Annotated in this window: 19 protein-coding genes and 1 other RNA gene; 12 read left to right on the forward strand and 8 right to left on the reverse strand. The window is 70.2% G+C overall.

Annotated features, from left to right (window positions below; all coding sequences use genetic code 11):
* The first annotated feature begins 28 nt into the window (after positions 1–28).
* The 9 genes from ACIPYT_RS13460 to ACIPYT_RS13500 all read left to right on the forward strand — a co-directional run bounded on the left by ACIPYT_RS13460 (position 29) and on the right by ACIPYT_RS13500 (position 9,325).
* On the forward strand, positions 29–1,006 hold the full coding sequence (locus ACIPYT_RS13460) for an alcohol dehydrogenase catalytic domain-containing protein (RefSeq protein ID WP_401075110.1): 978 nt from the start codon (positions 29–31) through the stop codon (positions 1,004–1,006).
* Positions 1,003–1,629, forward strand: coding sequence for a DUF2291 family protein (locus ACIPYT_RS13465; RefSeq protein WP_401075113.1), 627 nt, complete (start codon positions 1,003–1,005; stop codon positions 1,627–1,629). The genes ACIPYT_RS13460 and ACIPYT_RS13465 overlap by 4 nt, the downstream gene beginning before the upstream one ends.
* On the forward strand, positions 1,626–3,155 hold the full coding sequence (locus ACIPYT_RS13470) for a sugar ABC transporter ATP-binding protein (protein WP_401075116.1): 1,530 nt from the start codon (positions 1,626–1,628) through the stop codon (positions 3,153–3,155). Before ACIPYT_RS13465 ends, ACIPYT_RS13470 begins: the two co-directional genes overlap by 4 nt.
* Positions 3,156–3,174: 19 nt before the next feature.
* A complete protein-coding gene (locus ACIPYT_RS13475) occupies positions 3,175–4,293 on the forward strand; it encodes an ABC transporter permease (protein WP_401075119.1) in 1,119 nt (372 codons plus the stop codon).
* 86 nt (positions 4,294–4,379) lie between these two features.
* Positions 4,380–5,366, forward strand: coding sequence for a D-ribose ABC transporter substrate-binding protein (locus ACIPYT_RS13480; RefSeq protein ID WP_401075122.1), 987 nt, complete (start codon positions 4,380–4,382; stop codon positions 5,364–5,366).
* A gap of 97 nt (positions 5,367–5,463) precedes the next feature.
* The gene (locus ACIPYT_RS13485) at positions 5,464–7,209 is read left to right on the forward strand and encodes a dihydroxyacetone kinase family protein (protein ID WP_401075125.1); all 1,746 of its coding nucleotides are present in this window, start codon (positions 5,464–5,466) and stop codon (positions 7,207–7,209) included.
* Positions 7,206–7,679 (forward strand): ribose-5-phosphate isomerase, encoded by a 474-nt coding sequence (locus tag ACIPYT_RS13490; protein WP_401075127.1) that lies wholly within the window; start codon positions 7,206–7,208, stop codon positions 7,677–7,679. The genes ACIPYT_RS13485 and ACIPYT_RS13490 overlap by 4 nt, the downstream gene beginning before the upstream one ends.
* Positions 7,672–8,481 (forward strand): triose-phosphate isomerase family protein, encoded by an 810-nt coding sequence (locus ACIPYT_RS13495; RefSeq protein WP_401075130.1) that lies wholly within the window; start codon positions 7,672–7,674, stop codon positions 8,479–8,481. The genes ACIPYT_RS13490 and ACIPYT_RS13495 overlap by 8 nt, the downstream gene beginning before the upstream one ends.
* A gap of 19 nt (positions 8,482–8,500) precedes the next feature.
* Positions 8,501–9,325 carry a DeoR/GlpR family DNA-binding transcription regulator gene (locus ACIPYT_RS13500; RefSeq protein ID WP_401075133.1) on the forward strand — a complete coding sequence of 275 codons (825 nt, stop codon included), beginning with the start codon at positions 8,501–8,503 and terminating at the stop codon, positions 9,323–9,325.
* 6 nt (positions 9,326–9,331) lie between these two features.
* Here the strand turns inward: ACIPYT_RS13500 and ACIPYT_RS13505 are convergent, their stop codons facing one another.
* Positions 9,332–9,778, reverse strand: a complete 447-nt coding sequence (locus ACIPYT_RS13505) for a BLUF domain-containing protein (protein ID WP_401075135.1) — start codon at positions 9,776–9,778, stop codon at positions 9,332–9,334.
* Positions 9,775–9,975: a hypothetical protein gene (locus ACIPYT_RS13510; RefSeq protein ID WP_401075139.1), complete on the reverse strand. Its 201-nt coding sequence runs from the start codon at positions 9,973–9,975 to the stop codon at positions 9,775–9,777. Before ACIPYT_RS13510 ends, ACIPYT_RS13505 begins: the two co-directional genes overlap by 4 nt.
* Before the next feature lie 570 nt (positions 9,976–10,545).
* On the opposite strand from ACIPYT_RS13510, the gene ACIPYT_RS13515 reads away from it, so the two are divergent.
* Positions 10,546–10,884: an ATP-dependent DNA ligase gene (locus ACIPYT_RS13515; protein WP_401075142.1), complete on the forward strand. Its 339-nt coding sequence runs from the start codon at positions 10,546–10,548 to the stop codon at positions 10,882–10,884.
* A 29-nt stretch (positions 10,885–10,913) separates the two neighbouring features.
* Here the strand turns inward: ACIPYT_RS13515 and rnpB are convergent.
* The 4 genes from rnpB to ACIPYT_RS13535 all read right to left on the reverse strand — a co-directional run bounded on the left by rnpB (position 10,914) and on the right by ACIPYT_RS13535 (position 14,199).
* Positions 10,914–11,270, reverse strand: an RNA gene (rnpB, locus tag ACIPYT_RS13520) — RNase P RNA component class A.
* Between the two features lie 24 nt (positions 11,271–11,294).
* Positions 11,295–12,962: a bifunctional 3'-5' exonuclease/DNA polymerase gene (locus ACIPYT_RS13525; RefSeq protein ID WP_401075145.1), complete on the reverse strand. Its 1,668-nt coding sequence runs from the start codon at positions 12,960–12,962 to the stop codon at positions 11,295–11,297.
* A 64-nt stretch (positions 12,963–13,026) separates the two neighbouring features.
* On the reverse strand, positions 13,027–13,758 hold the full coding sequence (locus ACIPYT_RS13530) for a zinc ribbon domain-containing protein (RefSeq protein ID WP_401075148.1): 732 nt from the start codon (positions 13,756–13,758) through the stop codon (positions 13,027–13,029).
* An 18-nt stretch (positions 13,759–13,776) separates the two neighbouring features.
* On the reverse strand, positions 13,777–14,199 hold the full coding sequence (locus tag ACIPYT_RS13535; RefSeq protein ID WP_401075151.1) for a YchJ family protein: 423 nt from the start codon (positions 14,197–14,199) through the stop codon (positions 13,777–13,779).
* 22 nt (positions 14,200–14,221) lie between these two features.
* On the opposite strand from ACIPYT_RS13535, the gene ACIPYT_RS13540 reads away from it, so the two are divergent.
* Positions 14,222–15,061: an aldo/keto reductase gene (locus ACIPYT_RS13540; protein WP_401075153.1), complete on the forward strand. Its 840-nt coding sequence runs from the start codon at positions 14,222–14,224 to the stop codon at positions 15,059–15,061.
* A 21-nt stretch (positions 15,062–15,082) separates the two neighbouring features.
* On the opposite strand, the gene ACIPYT_RS13545 is transcribed toward ACIPYT_RS13540, so the two are convergent.
* Positions 15,083–15,919: a helix-turn-helix transcriptional regulator gene (locus tag ACIPYT_RS13545; protein WP_401075156.1), complete on the reverse strand. Its 837-nt coding sequence runs from the start codon at positions 15,917–15,919 to the stop codon at positions 15,083–15,085.
* Between the two features lie 101 nt (positions 15,920–16,020).
* Here ACIPYT_RS13545 and ACIPYT_RS13550 point away from each other — a divergent pair, with 101 nt between their 5' ends.
* Positions 16,021–16,785, forward strand: coding sequence for an SDR family oxidoreductase (locus ACIPYT_RS13550; protein ID WP_401075157.1), 765 nt, complete (start codon positions 16,021–16,023; stop codon positions 16,783–16,785).
* Positions 16,786–16,817: 32 nt separating this feature from the next.
* Here ACIPYT_RS13550 and ACIPYT_RS13555 read toward each other — a convergent pair whose 3' ends face one another.
* Positions 16,818–17,705, reverse strand: a complete 888-nt coding sequence (locus ACIPYT_RS13555) for a TIGR01777 family oxidoreductase (RefSeq protein WP_401075159.1) — start codon at positions 17,703–17,705, stop codon at positions 16,818–16,820.
* Positions 17,706–17,755 lie beyond the last annotated feature (50 nt).

Genomic DNA, 17,755 nt, shown 5'->3' on the forward strand with positions numbered 1-17,755 from the left:
GGGCGAACTCGCTCTCGAGGATCGTCCGATGCCGGAGCCCGGCTACAAGGAGATCCTCATCCGCACCGCAGCGGTGGGCATCTGCGGCACCGACACCCACGTCTTCGACGGGGAGTTCGAAGGCACCGTCTTCCCGCTCGTCCCCGGACACGAGGCGACCGGCACGATCGTCGCGCTCGGCGAAGACGTCAACGCGGGAGTGTTCGACTTCCAGGTCGGAGACCACGTCGCGATCAATCCCAGCACCACGTGCGGCGAGTGCGAGTTCTGTCTCAACGGGCACGCGAACCTCTGCCGGTTCTGGAACGGTCTCGGCGTCGTCGCCTCCGACGGAGCTTCTCAGGAGTACTTCACCGCGCCGGCGTCCAACGTCTATCGGTTGAAGCCGGACACCGACCTCTACGAGGCCGCGCTGATCGAGCCGCTCGCGTGCGCGATCCGCGGATGGGATGTGCTCCCCCGCCGTCTCGGAGACCACGTGCTCGTGTACGGCGCCGGGACCATGGGGCTCCTCATGGCGCAACTCGCGGGCCGCGCAGGAGCCGCCAGCGTCACGATCGTCGACCTCAACGAGGCGCGACTGGAGACCGCCGCCGAGTGCGGCATCCCGCTGCGCTACACCTCGGCCGACCACGCATCCCGCGAGAAGTGGGACGTCGTGATCGACTGCACCGGCAACATCCGCGCGATCGAGGATGCGCTCACCCGGGTCAAGCCCGCCGGCTTCTTCCAGGACTTCGGCGTCGCCCCCGCGGACCGCACCGCGCAGTTCTCCCCGTTCCGCGTCTACCGCGACGAGATCTCGATCGTCGGCACCATGGCCGTGCTCAACTCCTTCGGCCGGGCCGTGGAGATGTTCGAGGCCGGCGCGATCAACGCGACCGCGATGATCAGCCACTCCTTCACGATGGACGACTACTCCGAGGCACTGGAGATGTTCCGCAAGGGCGAGGGACGCAAGCTGCAGATCCGTCCGCACGACACCGAGTCGCGGGTGCTGCGGTGACGTCGGCCGTCGGAGCCCGCCGCGCGATCTGGATCGGGGTGGGCGTGCTCGTCGCGCTCGGCCTCGTGCTCGGCACCAAGGTCGTCCCCAGCGACGACCCGCTCGTGCAGGGCACTGTGGCCTTCGATCCGGCCACGTTCGGCGCCGAGAACTTCCCGACCGTGCAGGACGGCGTGAGCGAGCGCGCGGTCGACGCGGCCACCCTGGCCGAGGCCATCGCCGCCGACCCCGAGGCAGCGGCGGCCGAATACGCCGTCCAGAGCTCTGGCGGCCCCGTGTACAGCGTCTCGTTCACCGGCGTGGTCGGCGAAGGAGCATCCGGGATCTACGAGGTGGCCGTCGAGGGCGTGCCGGCAGACCTTCTCATCCGAGTGCAGACCGGCCCCGCGATCAACGGCACCGAGCTGCGCGACGCCACCGGCGACATCACGTTCGGGCAGTTCACGAACCAGATCGAGTACCAGAACGCCGCCGCGGCGCTGAACGACGAGCTCAAGAACCAGGTGCTCGCCGACATCGACACCGCCGCGCTGACCGGCACGACCATCGAGGTCACCGGCGCGTTCACCCTGGTCAACCCGACCGGTTGGCTCGTCACCCCCGTGGAGTTGACCGTCCGATGAGCGAGACGCAGAACATCGACGACGTCGTGCTCGAAGCCCGCGACATCGTGAAGACCTACGGGGGCACGCGGGCACTGAAGGGCGTGAACTTCGCGATCCGCAAGGGCACGGTGACGACGCTGTTCGGAGAGAACGGCGCCGGCAAGTCGACGCTCATGAAGATCCTGTCCGGGGTCGAGCAGCCCACGTCCGGGGAGATCGTGCTCGACGGGGTCCCCGTCGCGTTCGGTTCGACGAACGACGCCCGAGACCGCGGGATCTCGATCATCCACCAGGAGCTGAGTCTCGCGCCCAACCTCTCTGTGCGCGACAACATCTTCATGGGGCGGGAGATCAGCGGTCCGTTCGGCGTCGACTACGCCGAGGAGACCCGCCAGGCCCGCGCGCTCCTCGACGACCTCGAGCTGCCGATCGATCCGGCCACTCTGGTCGCCGACCTCCGCGTCGGACAGCAGCAGATCATCGAGATCGCCCGAGCGCTCTCCGTGAACTCGCGGATCCTGATCATGGACGAGCCGACGTCGGCGCTCGCGGCGGCCGAGGTCGAGGTGCTCTTCGGAGTCATCCGCGACCTGCTCGCCCGCGGCGTCGCGATCGTCTACATCTCGCACCATCTGGAAGAGGCTCTGGAGGTCACGGACCACGCCGTGGTGCTGCGGGACGGCGTCATGACGGCTCGCGGAGAGCGGGGCGAGATCGACGTGGAGTGGATCGTGCGCCACATGGTCGGCGACGGCTTCGACCTGGGCTCCCCGCCCGAGGGCTACGAGTTCGGAGACGTCGCGCTCCGCGTGCAGGACCTCGTGGTCGTCGACCCCGAGAATCCCGAGCGGTCGATCGTGTCGGGGCTGAGCCTCGACGTCCACGCCGGCGAGATCGTGTGCATCTACGGGCTGATGGGAGCGGGTCGCACCGAGCTGCTCGAGGCCGTGGCGGGCAAGGGACCGGTGGCGTCGGGCGACATCCTCCTCGACGGGCGCTCGGTGCTGTCGGACTCGATCGCCGAACGCATCGCCGCCGGCATCGGCCTCGTGCCCGAGGATCGCCAGCGCGACGGCCTCGTGCAGACCTTCGACGTCGGCACCAACCTGACGCTCGCGAGCATCGATCGCTCGTTGCGCCGCGGGGTGCTCTCACGACGCATCGAGAAGACGCGCGCCACGTCGCTCATCTCGGCGGTCACGGTCAAGACACCGGGTCCCGACCTCGCGATCGGTGCGCTCTCCGGCGGCAACCAGCAGAAGGTCGTGATCGGAAAGATCATCGCGACCGACCCCCGTGTGATGCTGCTCGACGAGCCGAGTCGCGGCATCGACGTCGGCGCGAAGGGCGAGGTGTTCCGACTGCTCGCCGATCGCGCGCGGCAGGGCCTCGCGGTCGTGTACTCGACCTCCGAGGTCGGCGAATGCCTGAGCATCGCCCACCGCATCATCGTGATGCGCCGGGGCCGGATCTCCGCGGAGTTCGGACCCGACGCCACCAAAGACATGATCATGGCCGCCTCCGGCGAAGCCGTGGCGGCCTGATCCCAGGAAGGGTTCGACAATGACGACGACCACAACCACCACGATCCTCGAGAACCGGAAGAGGTTCTCGATCGCGAAGCTGCTGCTCGAAGGGCGCGCCTTCCTCGCACTGATCCTCATCATCGTGGTGTTCTCGATCCTCTCCCCCAACTACCTCACGACCGAGAACGTGCTGATCATGGCCTCGCACGTGGCCGTGTACGCCCTGCTCGGCATGGGGATGCTGCTCGTGATCCTCAACGGCGGCATCGATCTGTCGGTCGGATCGACGCTCGGCTTCTCGGCCGTGATCGCCGGCTTCCTGCTCCAGGGCGTGCCGATCAACCTGTTCGGCGTGATGCTGTTCCCGAGCGTGCCCGTCGTGGTGCTGCTGTCCTGCGGCGTCGGCGCTCTGGTCGGACTCGTGAACGGCGTGCTGGTCTCGAAGTTCAAGGTCGCACCGTTCGTCGCGACGCTCGGCATGCTCTACGTCGTCCGCGGACTCGCCCTGCTCATGACGAACGGTCTCACGATCAACGATCTCGCCGGAGACCCCGCCCTCGGCAACAGCGGATTCGACTGGCTCGGATTCAACCGCATCCTCGGTGTGCCGATCGGCGTGATCATCATGGGCGTCGTGGCGCTGATCCTCGGATTCACGCTCGGTCGCACGCGGTTCGGACGCTGGCTGTACGCGTCGGGCGGCAACGAGCGGGCCGCCGAGCTCTCGGGCGTCCCGGTGCGGGCGGTCAAGATCTGGGTGTACGTCGTGTCGGGCGTGTGCGCCTCGATCGCCGGCCTCATCCTCGCCTCCACGCTCACGAGTGCCAGCCCCACCGCCGGCAACACCTACGAGCTCACGGCGATCGCGGCCGTCGTCATCGGCGGCGCGGCGCTCACGGGCGGTCGCGGGAGCATCCGCGGCACCCTGCTCGGCGCCTTCGTGATCGGCTTCCTCGCCGACGGCCTCGTGATCGTCGGCGTCTCGGCCTACTGGCAGATGGTCTTCATGGGCGCCGTGATCGTGGTGGCCGTGCTCCTCAACACGCTTCAGTACGGACGGCGGCGGAAAGCCCCTGCCTCGTCCACCCCTGCCGCTCCGGCGGCGACGTCCCGGACGTCCGATCAGGACACCACGGCACCCGCCGTCCCGTCCTGAGCTCACGTCCAACGGCCTCGGACCGTCTCCGATCCCCTCTCGGCATCGATGAACGCTGCCGAACACCCTGGAAGGACATACATCTCATGATGCGCAGAAAGGCTCTCGTCGCGCTGGCGGCGGCAGGTGCACTCGTCTTCGGCCTCACCGCGTGCGCCGGCGGCTCGGGTTCCGCGTCCGGCGGAGACGGCGGCGGCGACGGCGGCGGCCTCATCACGATCATCGTCAACGACCCGGCCAACCCGTACTGGAAGACCGAGGGCGACGTGGCCGAGGCGACGGCGAAGGAGCTCGGGTACGAGGCCGTGGTGGGCGCCCACAAGGGCGACACCAACACCGAGAACACCCTGATCGACACGGCGATCTCGAACAAGTCGGTCGCGATCATCCTCGATCCCGCGAACGCCGACGGCTCGATCGCCGCCGTGAAGAAGGCGAACGCGGCGAACATCCCCGTGTTCCTCGTGAACGCGGAGATCAACGAGGCGGGGCTCGCGAAGGCGCAGCTCGTGTCGAACAACGCCCAGGGCGCTGCGATCGGTGCCCAGGAGTGGGTCACCCAGATGCAGGAGGCCGGCAACTACATCGAGCTGTTCGGTGCGCCGTCCGACAACAACGCCCAGACCCGCTCGAACGGCTTCTCCACCGTGATCAGCCAGTACCCCGACCTGGTCGAGGTCGGCGAGGAGGTCGCGAACTGGGACCGCACGGAGGGACGCAACAAGACGCAGGCTCTCATGCAGGCCAACCCCGACATCAACGGCGTCATCGCCGGAAACGACGAGATGGCGCTCGGTGCGATCGCCGCGCTGAAGGAGGCCGGCAAGCTCGACGGCGTCATCGTGGGCGGCTTCGACGGCAACCCGGATGCGATCGACGCCGTCACCTCGGGCGAGCTCGCCTACACCGTGCTGCAGCCGGTCGCGGTGTTCTCGAAGACCGCGGTCGAGCTCGCAGACGAGTTCATCCGCACCGGCGAGGCCCCCGAGACCGAGAAGCAGTCCTTCGACTGCATCCTCATCACGAAGGACAACGTCGACAAGATGACCGGCCCGTTCACCTACGAGGGCTGACCGCACGACGGACTCGACGGCTCGTCGAGGTGCCGCGGGACGGATGCGACCGCCTCGCTCCCGCGGCACCGACGACGACCACCGACAGGAAGAGATCATGAACCACCTCCTCACCGACTCGGCCACGTTCGCCGACGAGTCCGCGGCGGGCTTCGTCGCCGTGCACCCCGCCCTCGTGCGGCGCGTGCCCGGCGGCGTCGCCCGACGAACCGCCACACCTCCCGGACAGGTCGCGGTCGTCATCGGCGGCGGCTCCGGCCACTACCCGGCCTTCGCAGGTCTCGTCGGACACGGCCTGGCACACGCGGCGGCCATGGGCAACATCTTCGCCTCGCCGAGCAGCCAGCAGGTGCACGCGGTCGCGACCTCGGTGGCGACGGATGCCGGGGTGCTCCTCAGCTACGGGAACTACGCGGGCGACGTCCTGAACTTCGACGCCGCCCAGCAGCGTCTGCGCGACGAGGGCATCCCGTGCCGCACCGTCGCCGTCACGGACGACATCTACAGCGCCCCACCGACGCGGCGTGACCAGCGACGCGGGATCGCCGGCGACCTCGTCGTCTTCCGCGCCGCGGCCTGGGCCGCCGAGCAGGGACGCGCACTCGACGACGTGCACGCGCTCGCGACCCGCGCGAACGATCGCACCCGCTCTCTCGGCGTCGCCTTCTCGGGATGCACGCTGCCGGGTGCCGATGCTCCGCTCTTCTCGGTGCCAGAGGGGCAGATGGCCGTCGGGATGGGCATCCACGGCGAGCCGGGGATCGACATGCGTCCCATGCCGACCGCCGACGACCTGGGCGCCATGCTCGTCGCCGCTCTCCTCGACGAGGTGCCCGACGACGTCGCGACGGTGCAGGGCGCACGGGTCGGCCTGATCCTCAACGGCCTCGGATCGGTGAAGCACGAGGAGCTCTTCGTCGTCTACGTCGCGGTCGCCAGGGAGCTCGAGTCCCGTGGCGTCACGATCGTCGAGCCCGAGGTCGGCGAGTACGCGACCAGCTTCGAGATGGCGGGCGTCTCCCTCACCCTCGTGTGGCTCGACGACGAGATCGAGGCGGCGTGGACGTCGCCGGCGTACTCGCCCGCCTATCGCAAAGGCCGCGTCGACGTCGGCGCCGACGAGCTCGCCGTCGCGGACGACGACGTCGCAGACCACGCCTCGGTCGGGGTCGCATCGGAGGAGTCGCTCGCGGCGGCACCCGGAGTCGCCCGAGTGATCGCCGCCATCCGCGATGCGATCGACCGGGAGGTCGACGAGCTCGGGCGCCTCGACGCGATCGCCGGAGACGGCGATCACGGCATCGGGATGCAGCGCGGTGCGCGAGCCGCCGCGGACGCCGCCGATGCGGCCGTCGCGGCCGGCGCGGGGGCAGGCTCCGTCCTCACGAGCGCCGGTGACGCGTGGGCCGACCGGGCCGGGGGCACCTCCGGCGCGCTCTGGGGCGCAGGCCTGCGGGCAGCAGGCACCGCGATCGGCGACGACATCGCCCCGACCGCGGCGTCGATCGCCGCCGGCGTCGACGCCGCGCGCGCCGTCGTGCAGCGCATGGGCGGGGCGGAGATCGGCGACAAGACGCTGGTCGACGCTCTCGTGCCGTTCGCCGACACGCTCACCGCGCGGGTCGCCGACGGCATCGGGTTGACGACGGCCTGGGTCGCGGCGGCGGCCAGCGCGAGGTCGGCCGCTGATGCGACTGCCGACCTGCTGCCGAGGAAGGGGCGTGCGCGCCCGCACATGGAAAAGAGCCTCGGCACCCCGGACCCCGGAGCCTTCTCCCTCGCACTCACGATGACCGCCGTCGGCGATGTCATCGATTCCGCTCGATCGAAGGAGCAGTCATGACCCGTCAGTGGCGAATCGTCGTCGGTGCGGACGACGCGGGCTACGAGTACAAGGAGATCCTCCTCGCCGACCTGCGCGCGGATCCCCGCGTGGTCTCGGTCGTCGACGTGGGCGTCGACGCCACGGGCCACACACCCTATCCGCGCGTGGCGATCGCCGCCGCGGAGCAGGTCAGGGCCGGCGCGGCCGACCGCGCACTGCTCGTGTGCGGCACCGGGCTCGGCGTGGCGATCGCCGCCAACAAGGTCCCCGGCATCCGCGCGGTCACCGCCCACGACAGCTTCAGCGTCGAGCGCAGCGTGCTCAGCAACAACGCCCAGGTGCTCACGTTCGGGCAGCGCGTGGTCGGGATCGAGCTCGCGCGGCGCCTCGCCCGCGAATGGCTCGACTACGTGTTCGACGAGGAGTCGGCGTCGGCGCGCAAGGTCGCCGACATCGACGAGTACGAGCAGACCGGCAGCTGTGACTGACCCCGGGTCGGCCGTGCGCGACGCGCCGCGACATCGCATCCTCGGGGTGAGCCTGAAGCTGTACCTCGACGTCGAACGGACCCGAGTCTGGGCCGAAGCCGTGGCCGACATCGCTCGACACAGCATCGCGATCCGTTCCGGCGCCGTGCGACTGTTCGTGCTGCCGTCGCTGCCGTCGCTCGCCACTGTCCAGCAGGCACTCATCGGCACGCCCGTCGACGTCGGCGCCCAGGACCTGCACGGCGACGACCGCGGAGCGTTCACGGGCGCGGTCAGCGGTGCCGATCTGAAGGCGATCGGATGCCGGTATGTCGAGGTCGGGCACGCGGAGCGCAAGAACCTGTTCGGCGAGACGACCCCGGTGGTGCACGCCAAACTGCGCGCCGCGCTGCGGAACGACCTGATCCCGGTGTTCTGTGTGGGCGAACGCGTCGAGGTCGGCCCGGATGCCGCCGCCGCATCCTGCGTGCGCCAGCTGGAGGACGCCCTCGCAGCCGTCGCCGAGGAGCTGCCCGGACGCGAGCTCGTGGTCGCGTACGAGCCCGAATGGGCGATCGGCGCCCGGCGTCCGGCCCCGTCGGAGCACGTGCGCGTCGTGACCGCGTCACTGCGCGCTCGACTCGGCGCGGAGCGGAGCCTGCGCGCATCCTCCGTGATCTACGGGGGCAGCGCCGGACACGGCACGCTCACGGCGCTCGGCGACGGCGTCGACGGCCTGTTCCTCGGCCGTTTCGCCCACGATCCACGCGCGCTCTCCCGTATCATCGAAGAGACCGCGGCGGCATCCCGGTCACGGGTCTGAGTCCTGGGAGGCGACGCTGATGAGTCTCGACGGCGACGACACCGCAGGCGACGGCCTCAGGCAGAGCCGCCAGTCGGCGCGACAGCGCGCGATCACCGAGGCCGTGATGGCCGAGGGATCGATCCGCATCGAGCAGCTCGCCGAACGGTTCGACATCAGCGTCATGACGGTGCACCGCGACCTCGACGAGCTCGAGGGCCGGGGACTGCTGCGCAAGAGCCGGGGTGTGGCCACCGCGATGTCGACGTCTCTCGTCGAGTCGAGCGACGTGTACCGCTCGAACAGACAGTCTCCCGAGAAGGAGATGATCGCCCTCGCCGCCCTCGACTTCATCGAGCCCGGTCAGGCGGTCATGCTCGACGACTCGACGACCACCATGCACCTCGTGCCGCACCTGCGCGCGAAGAGGCCGCTCACGGTCATCACCCACACCCTAACGATCATGGAGGAGCTCCGGGGTGCGAACGGCATCACGATGCTCGGCGTGGGCGGCCAGTACTACAACTGGTGCAGCTCGTTCATGGGACGCATCACGACGACCGCCATCAGCGCGATGCACGCGGACCTGGCGATCATGTCGACCGCAGCGATCACCGATGACATCGCCTACCACCAGACGCTCGAGACCATCGATGTGAAGCGCGCCATGTTCGACGCCGCGAGCCGCCGGGTGCTCCTCGCCGATCACACCAAGTTCGAGCAACGGGCGCTGCACGCGCTTCTCCCGCTGACCGATTTCGACGCCGTGATCGTCGACGCGAGGACGGACCGCGCGCACGTCGAGCGTCTGCGGAACAAGGGCGTCGAGGTCGTCATCGCGAAACGCGGGGCTGCGTCGCGCTGACCGTTCTCATGCCCGCTGAGGGCGGCGGACGCGGAACCAGAGGGTGAGCTCCGCGAGAGCGCGGGCCGCGGTCTCGCGATCGGCCCCGGCATCGAGGTCGGCGAACGAGTCACGGTAACCCGCCGGAGCGAGCCCGGGGTCGCCGCGGAAAGCCCGGTAACCCATGGACCAGTCCGCGAACCGACGGTGCGCGATCGTCTCTTCCAGGAGGATCCGCATGTCGTGGTGCCTGCTGTCGTGGCGGATGCGCTCCGCGAGCGCACGGACGACGGCCGGCGTCCCCTCCAGGACCTGGATGAACCGGCCCGACCGATGCAGCAGCATCCCGGTGATGTCGCGTTCGCCGTTCAGGCGGCGGCACTCCGTCAGCAGATGCTCGAGCGCGGTCTCGCGGAGGGGATGGGAGGCCGTGCTCGTGTAGACCAGGGAGAGCAGCTCGCCCCGCTCGGTCATCGGATCAGGCCTTCGAGATCACCGGTGGGCGACCCGTCGTCATCGCGGTCTCGCTCAGACGATGCCGAGACGGCTCCGGTCGCATCGGCGAGCCCCGGGAAGTCGCCGATCACCGCGGAGCGGGCGTCGAAGGCCCGATAGGCGCCGTCGGGCTGCCGGTCGACGTAGCCGAGGAAGTCGCCGTCACGACTGCCCACGTGGAAACCCTCCTCGACGCACGCCCACAGGACGCGAGTGTCAGGGCGGTCGTCGTGCTCCAAGGGGTCCTCCGGTCCGGCAAGTCAGGGGTTCCGGTCCCCCGGACCCGATTCCGGGGGACCGGACAGTCGGGAGAGGGCCGAGAGGCCACTCGTCGCTACCGCGCAGGTCGCACGGACCCGAGAGAATCCACGTGCACTGACGGCCGACTGACGAAGGGCGGCACGAGAGCGGCCCGTTGTGCTCTCAGCCTAGGTCGGCGACCGGATCGGCGCCTCCCGTTGACGGGCGAGCGCGAACACTGGTAAGCGATCGCCGACGAACATGCGTGGCTTCACGCCGCATCGGACGTACGATTCTCAGACGCAGAGCCCTACCGCGCCCGAGGGGGATCGGACTCGTCGACACCCACGTTACTAGTCGGGCTAGCGAAGGGTTCGGTTGACCCTCGTCAAGGCCCCCGCCCCGTTTTCCGAAATGAGGGATGCTGGTGAGAGGCTTGCCGTACCCACGCAGCAATCCCCCGCATTGCACCCATCGCGGTGTCGTGGCCACAGAGGGGAACCGGCGTGGGGCGACTCATCTACGAAGGCAATCAAAAGGTCGAGATCGAAGACCGTGCTCTCACTCACCTGCAGCTCGTGATCACATCGAAGCTGCGTCGCGGCGAGCCGTTCGCCTTCTCCTGGAAAGACGATATGAGTACGGGCGGCGGCCGGAGCACGGTGTGGATCAACGCCCACAGCGCTCTCGCCTTCAAGTACCACGGAAGCCGGCAGCCCGAGCTGAACCGCGCATGGATCGAAGCGCTCACCCAGACGGCGAACACTCCGTCCGGTCTCTACCTCGTGCCCGAACCGGCGCCGCACCGGGATGGCGACACCACCCGTAAGGGATCGTCGTCCTGACCGTCATCCGACGTTCTCGCCAAAGGGTGCGAATGGGCCGACCTGTACGCCGGGTTCTGTTCCGGGGTTCTTCGCCCCTTCGACGGCCATCTCTCTCGGCGACACGTTGCCGTGGCACTCTAGCGATCTACCCGAGGACTCGGCGAGCCGCGTCATCATCCTCTGTCTGATCTTGCTCCGGACGAGGTTTACCTGGCGGGCCATGTCACCATGGCCCCCGGTGGTCTCTTACACCACCCTTTCACCCTTACCCCTTGCGGGGCGGTCTGCTCTCTGTGGCACTTTCTCGCGGATTGCTCCGGGTGGGCGTTACCCACCGTCCTGCCCTGTGGAGCCCGGACGTTCCTCGGTGCGGTCTCCCGCAACGCGGCCGTCCAGTCGACCCATTCGCCCCACCAGTCTACGGGGCGCTACTTCTCCGCCGATTCCGCGATGCGCAGATCCAGGGGCACGTCGATCGGGAAGTCGCCGAACAGACGCCGGGTCGCGACCGCCGCGGCTTCGCGCACGGCGTCGGCCGCTGCCTCCGCCTGCTCGGCCGGGGCGTGCAGCACGACCTCGTCGTGCAGGAAGAACGAGAGGTGGGCGCGTGCCGCGAACGGACCGGATGCCGGGGCCGGATGCGAGGACTCGGGCAACTGCTGCAGCCGATGGCGGATCTCGGCCAACCAGATGAGCGACCATTCCGCCGCCGTCCCCTGCACCACGAAGTTGCGCGTGAACCGCCCCCAGTCGCGGGCGCGCCGTCGTGCGACCGCGACCTCGGCGGGGTCGGCGTCGGCATCCGTCGCGCGCGCCTGCATACGCTCCCACTCCATCGACGGCCGCGGCGAGGAGCGGCCGAGCCACGTCGACACGACGCCGCCGTCCTCCCCCACGCGTGCGGCGCCGTCGACGAGTGCCATGGCGCGCGGATACACCGAGCGCAGCCGCGGCACGAGACGACCGCTGTCGCCTGTCGTCGCACCGTACATGGCACCGAGCACCGCGTACTTCGCCTCCTCGCGCGTCGCGACCGCCCCCGAGGCGACGACGCCGGCGTACAGATCGGCGCCCTGAGCGGCCCTCGCCATCGCGCGGTCGCCGGCCATCGCCGCGAGCATGCGCGGCTCGAGCTGCGCGACATCCGCGACGATCAGCCGCCATCCGTCGTCTGCGCGCACGGCCGCGCGCAGGTTCCGCGGGATCTGCAGGGCGCCGCCACCCGCCGACGCCCAGCGCCCGGTGACCACGCCGCCGGGGATGTACACGGGTCGGAAACGCCCGTCGCGCACCCATTCGGCGAGCCACGCCCATCCGTTGGCGCTGAGCAGCCGCGCGAGCTTCTTGTACGCGACGAGGGGACCGATGACGGCGTGATCGTGCTGGGCGAGCTCCCAGCGCCCCGTCGACTCGACCTGCACCCCGACCCGGTGCAACGCGCGGAGCAGCTTGGGCTGGCTGTCGAGATTGAGCCCGGGATCGCCGAGGATCGAGCGCACGCGCTCCGCCTCCGCGACCATGCGGCTCGGCATCCCGCCCGCGACCGGCCGCACACCCAGGATCTCCGTGAGGATCGCGTCGTGCATCGCGGCGTCCCACGGGAGCCCCGCCGCACGCATCTCCTCTGCGACCAGTCCTCCCGCCGACTCCGCGGATGCGAGCAGACCGAGACGTCCGTCCACGCCGTCGTCGATCACGCGGCGCTGCAGGCGGAACTGCTCGAGCATCTCCTCGATCGCGTCGGCGTCGTCGTCGCGATCCAGCGCATCGAACGCATCGAACAGCGAGGGCGCCGCGTCGACGACCTCGGTGCGCACCCAGTCGGCCGAGGGCGCGAGCGGCCGGGCGACGGCATCCGTGTCGCGGAGGATCGCGTGGCAGAGCACCAGGTCGTGGGAACGACCCAGACGCGCACCCGCCGCGAGGACGCGCGGATACACCTCGCGCGCGCTGCGGATGATCCAGCGCGGTGCGCTCTGCCGTTCGCGGTCGGCGATCCAGTCGGCGAGACCCTCGTCGGTGATCCGTTCGCGTCCGGCCTCCTCCCCCGCGGGGTCGAGGTCGACGGCCGTCCAGTCTCCCGAACGGCCCGGCACCAGCGCGATCCACCGCTCAGGGGTGCGCCGCGAGCTCACCGTCGGCGCGCTCGCGGCGCGGAGGTCACAGTCCGGATTCCTCGGTGCGGACCAGGATGCAGCCGCACTCGGGGCACGACACGACGGCGTCCTCCGCGGAGCGGCGGATCTCGGCGATGTCGGTGCCGGGCAGCACGATGCGGCATCCCTCGCAGGTGCCGCGCGTGAGCAGGGCGGCGCCCGCGCTGTTGGCGGCGCGGCGGGTGTACTCCGCGAGCAGCGGTGCGGGAACGGTCGCGGTGACCGCATCGCGATCACGAGCGAGCTGCGCGCCGAGCTCGGTGGCGGCCGCGACATCGGCCTTGGCCTGCGCCGTGAGCGCCGACCCCTCGGAGGTGGTCGTGTCGAGGAGAGCCTGCTGCGCGGCCACCGCGGAGTCGGCGTCCTCCATGCGGCCCATGACGTCGAGCTGCGCGTCTTCGAGGTCGCTCTGGCGGCGCGTGAGACTCGCGATCTCGTGCTCGAGAGCCTGCGCCTCCTTGGGATTCGTGGCGGCCGCGAGGCGATCGGCGTCGCGCGCACGGCGCTGCTCGACCAGCACGACGTCGGACTCGAGCCGTGTCAGCTCGGTGCGCACATCATCGCGAGTGCCGGTGAGGGCGGTGAGTTCGCGCAACTGCTCCTGACGGATCGCTACGAGCTCCGTGATGCGGGCGCCCTGCGCGGGCTTGGTGCGCGCACGTTCCGCCTGCGCGATGCGGCGGTCCAGGTCGGCGACGTCGAGAAGGATGCGCTGGTGTTCCGGGCTGGCGTTCACGCTCTCAAATCTACTCGCTCACGCGACATCGCCGTCGACGTACAGCCACCGGCGGTCCTCCCGCACGAACCGGCTGCGCTCCCGGAGCACTCCGCGCTCACCGTTCTGCTCCCACGCGGCGGCGAACTCCACCACGCCGTCGCGGTCGAACGGGCCGCCCGCGACCCGATCGACGATCACCAGTCGGCGCCACCGCATGTCGGCGTCGAGATCGAGGGATGCCGGGCGCGTCGTCGGATGCCAGGAGGCGAGCAGGTGCTCGATGTTCCCGAGCGAGAACGCGGTGTAGCGCGAGCGCATGAGTCGTTCGGCGGTCGGGGCGGGAGCTCCGTCGAGCACAGGGCCGCAGCAGCCGGCGAACACGTCGCCCGACCCGCACGGGCACCGGAGCGCATCCTGCCCTGTCCTGTCATCCGGCGCCATGCCCACCGCTCCCGTCATCGCTCCAGCGTACGCTGGCCGCATGACCGCACTCCCCCGCTTCACCGCCCACAACGGCTTCGCGCTCCCGGCTCTCGGACTCGGCACCTACGCGCTGAACGGCGACGCCGGAGCCGATGCCGTGGCCTCCGCGATCGGCGCCGGGTACCGCCTGCTCGACACCGCGTTCAACTACGAGAACGAGGGATCCGTCGGGCGCGGCGTCCGCGCCTCCGACGTCGACCACGCCGAGATCATCGTCACGACCAAGCTCCCCGGTCGCCACCATCCGCGGACGAAGGCGACGACGAGCATCGAGGAGAGCCGCTCGCGCCTCGGCCTCGATGTGACCGACCTGCACCTGATCCACTGGCCGAACCCGAGTCAGGACGAGTACGTGCAGGCCTGGGAGGCCCTCGTCGACGCGCAGCGACGCGGCGTCGTGCGCCAGATCGGCGTGTCGAACTTCCTGCCGGAGCACCTCGAGCGCATCGAACGCGAGACCGGTGTGCGTCCGGTCGTGAACCAGATCGAGGTGCACCCGTACTTCCCGCAGAGCGAGCAGCTCGCGTATCACCGCGAGCACGGCATCCTCACCGAGGCGTGGAGCCCGCTCGGGCGCGCCAGGGAGCTGCTCGACGAGCCGGTCATCGGCGAGATCGCAGCGGCACACGGCATCACCCCCGCGCAGACCGTGCTCGCCTGGCATGTGGCGCGTGAGACGGTCGCGATCCCGAAGGCATCATCGCTCGAGCACCAGGTCGCGAACCTCGCCGCGGGTGCCGTGACGCTCGCGGAGGCGGACGTCGAGGCCATCACCGCTCTCGGGCGCGAGGACGGCCGCCTGTTCGGCGCCGATCCCCGCACGCACGAGGAGTCCTGAACCCGAGTCGGGATGCGGCGCTCAGACGCGCTGCGTCCCGAGGACCCGGAGCAGTTCGAGCTTGCTCGCCGCGTCACTGCCGGGAGCGGCGGTGAGCACGATGAGCGCCTGGGATTCGTCCTCCGTGAGCAGCGCCTGACAGTCGACCTCGATCTCGCCCACCGCCGGGTGCACCAGCACCTTGCGGTCGTCGAAGCGACGACGCACCTCGTGCACCTTCCACAGCTCGGCGAACTCGGCCGAGCACGCCGTCAGCTCGCGCACGATGTCCCCTGCCCTCGACCGCTCCCCCAGCACTCCGTACGCCGCGCGCAGCGAGGCGACGAGCACGCGACTGCGCTGATCGTGATCGCGCTCAGGATACAGGTGGCGCTCGGATGCCGGATCCGCGAACCACCGGTGGATGCCGCTGCGCTCGAGTCCCTCGAATCCGCTCACGTCGCCGAGCAGCGCCGTGGCGGCGTCGTTCTGGATCAGCACCTCGTCGAGGATCGACACGATGAACGCGGGGGTGTCGTCGAGGCGATCGAGGACGCGGAGCATCCCGGGATGGACGTAGTCGCTGAACGCGGTGCGGTCGGGCGCGCTGTGTCCGCTGACGCGGTGCAGGTAGTCGCGCTCATCGGGAGTCAGTCGCAGGGCACGGGCGAGCGACGAGAGGATCTGCACGCTCGGTTGCGGTCCGCGGCGCTGCTCCAACCGGGCGTAGTAATCGGTCGACATCGCGGCGAGCTGCGCGACCTCCTCGCGACGGAGCCCGGGTGTGCGCCGACGCGCACCGGCGCCGAGCCCGACGTCGGCGGGGCGCAACTGCTGCCGTCTGCTCACGAGGAACTCCGCCAGTGCGTCTCTGTCCACCTCAGAAGTATCCCCCGCACGCGCCGCACTCATCCAGGGATCGCGGATCCCTGGATGAGCGCTCCCTGGAGGGCCGACGCGACGCGGTCGAGAGTGGAGCCATGGACATCAGCGGAAACACCATCTTCATCCCCGGCGCCACGAGCGGCATCGGAATGGCTCTCGCCCTGCGCTTCGCCGAGCGCGGCAACACCGTGATCGTCGGAGGGCGGCGCACCGAGCTGCTGGAGCGGATCGCGGCCGAGCACCCGGGCATCCACACGGTGCGGATCGACACGGCCGACGCCGACAGCATCCGGTCTGCGGCGCAGGAGGTGATCGCCGCGCACCCCGATCTGAACGTCCTCGTCGCGATGGCGGGCATCATGCGCGCCGAGGACTGGACCACGCCCTCCGGCTTCCTGGAGACCGCCGAGGCCACCGTGACCACGAACCTGCTCGGCCCGATCCGACTCATCGCCGCGTTCATCGAGCACCTGCAGGCCCGGGATGACGCCACGATCATGACGGTGTCGTCGGGTCTCGCGTTCACGCCGCTGCGCGCGACCCCGACCTACAACGCCACGAAGGCCGCGATCCACATGCTGAGCGAGTCGCTACGCCTGCAGCTCGCCGGGACCTCGGTCGCGGTGCAGGAGCTCGAGCCGCCGGCCGTGCGCACGGCTCTCATGCCCGGCCACGAGTCGAGCGAACACGCCATGCCCCTCGACGAGTTCGTCTCCGAAGTGATCGACCTCATCGAGACGCAGCCGGAGGCGACCGAGATCCAGGTCGAGCGGGTGAAGTTCCTGCGCTACGGGGAAGCCCGCGGCGACTATCCGCAGGTCGTCGCCGCCCTCAACGCCGGCGACCCGCACAACCGCTGACCGGAGCTGACGCAGCGGTCGGCGCCGGCGCATCAGAGCGCCGCGTCGACCGCCTGCTGCACGGTGGCGTGGGTGAACGTGAACCCGGTATCGCGCAGCACGTCCGGCCGCACGTCGGCATCCGGCAGCAGCAGCGACCGGGCCGCGTCCCCGAGCGCGAGGCGCAGCGCCCATGCCGGAGCGGGAAGCCAGAACGGCCGGCCGAGGCGCGCGGCGACGGCTCGGCCGAGATCGGATGCCGTCGCGGGCGCGGGACCGGTCAGGTTGACCGGGCCGTCGAGGCGGTGGTCGATCACGTGGCGGATGGCGCGCACCTCGTCGTCGAGCGAGATCCAGGGCCACACCTGGGTTCCGGAGCCGATGGGGCCGGCGAGCCCGAACCGCGCGAGCTGGATCAGCGGTTTCAGCACTCCCTGCCGGTGCACGACCGGTGCCGTGCGCAGCAGCGCGACACGGGCGTGGTCTCCCGCGCGCAGCGCCTCGTCCTCCCAGCGGACGCAGAGCCGCGCGAGGAAGGTGTCGCCTGCCGGAGCGGCTTCGGTGAGCGTCTCTCCCGGCGCCGAACCGTAGTACCCCACGGCGGAGGCCGAGACGAACGCCGGAGCATCGGCGCCCAGCGTCCTGACGGCGGTGGCGATCGTGCGCGTCGTGACGATCCGCGATTCGACGAGGGTCCGGCGGTACCCGCGCGTCCACGGCAGGCGCCCCACGCTCGCGCCGCCCAGCGAGACCACGGCATCCGCACCCTCCAGCACCGTCGGATCGAGCTGCCTCTCCCCCGGGTGCCACTGCACCTCATCGGCCGTCGTCGGGGGTCGGCGGACGAGCCTCGTGACGTCCACGCCGTCGGCCCGCGCGGAGGCGACCAACGCCGTGCCGATGAGTCCGGATGCGCCGCTGATCACCAGTCGCCGTGCCATGTCCACTCCGATCGCGCGTCCGTCCGGGGTCGTTCCCCTGCCGCGAGTCT

This window comes from Microbacterium sp. NPDC089695 (genome assembly GCF_044749085.1).
In the GTDB taxonomy this organism is placed as follows: domain Bacteria; phylum Actinomycetota; class Actinomycetes; order Actinomycetales; family Microbacteriaceae; genus Microbacterium.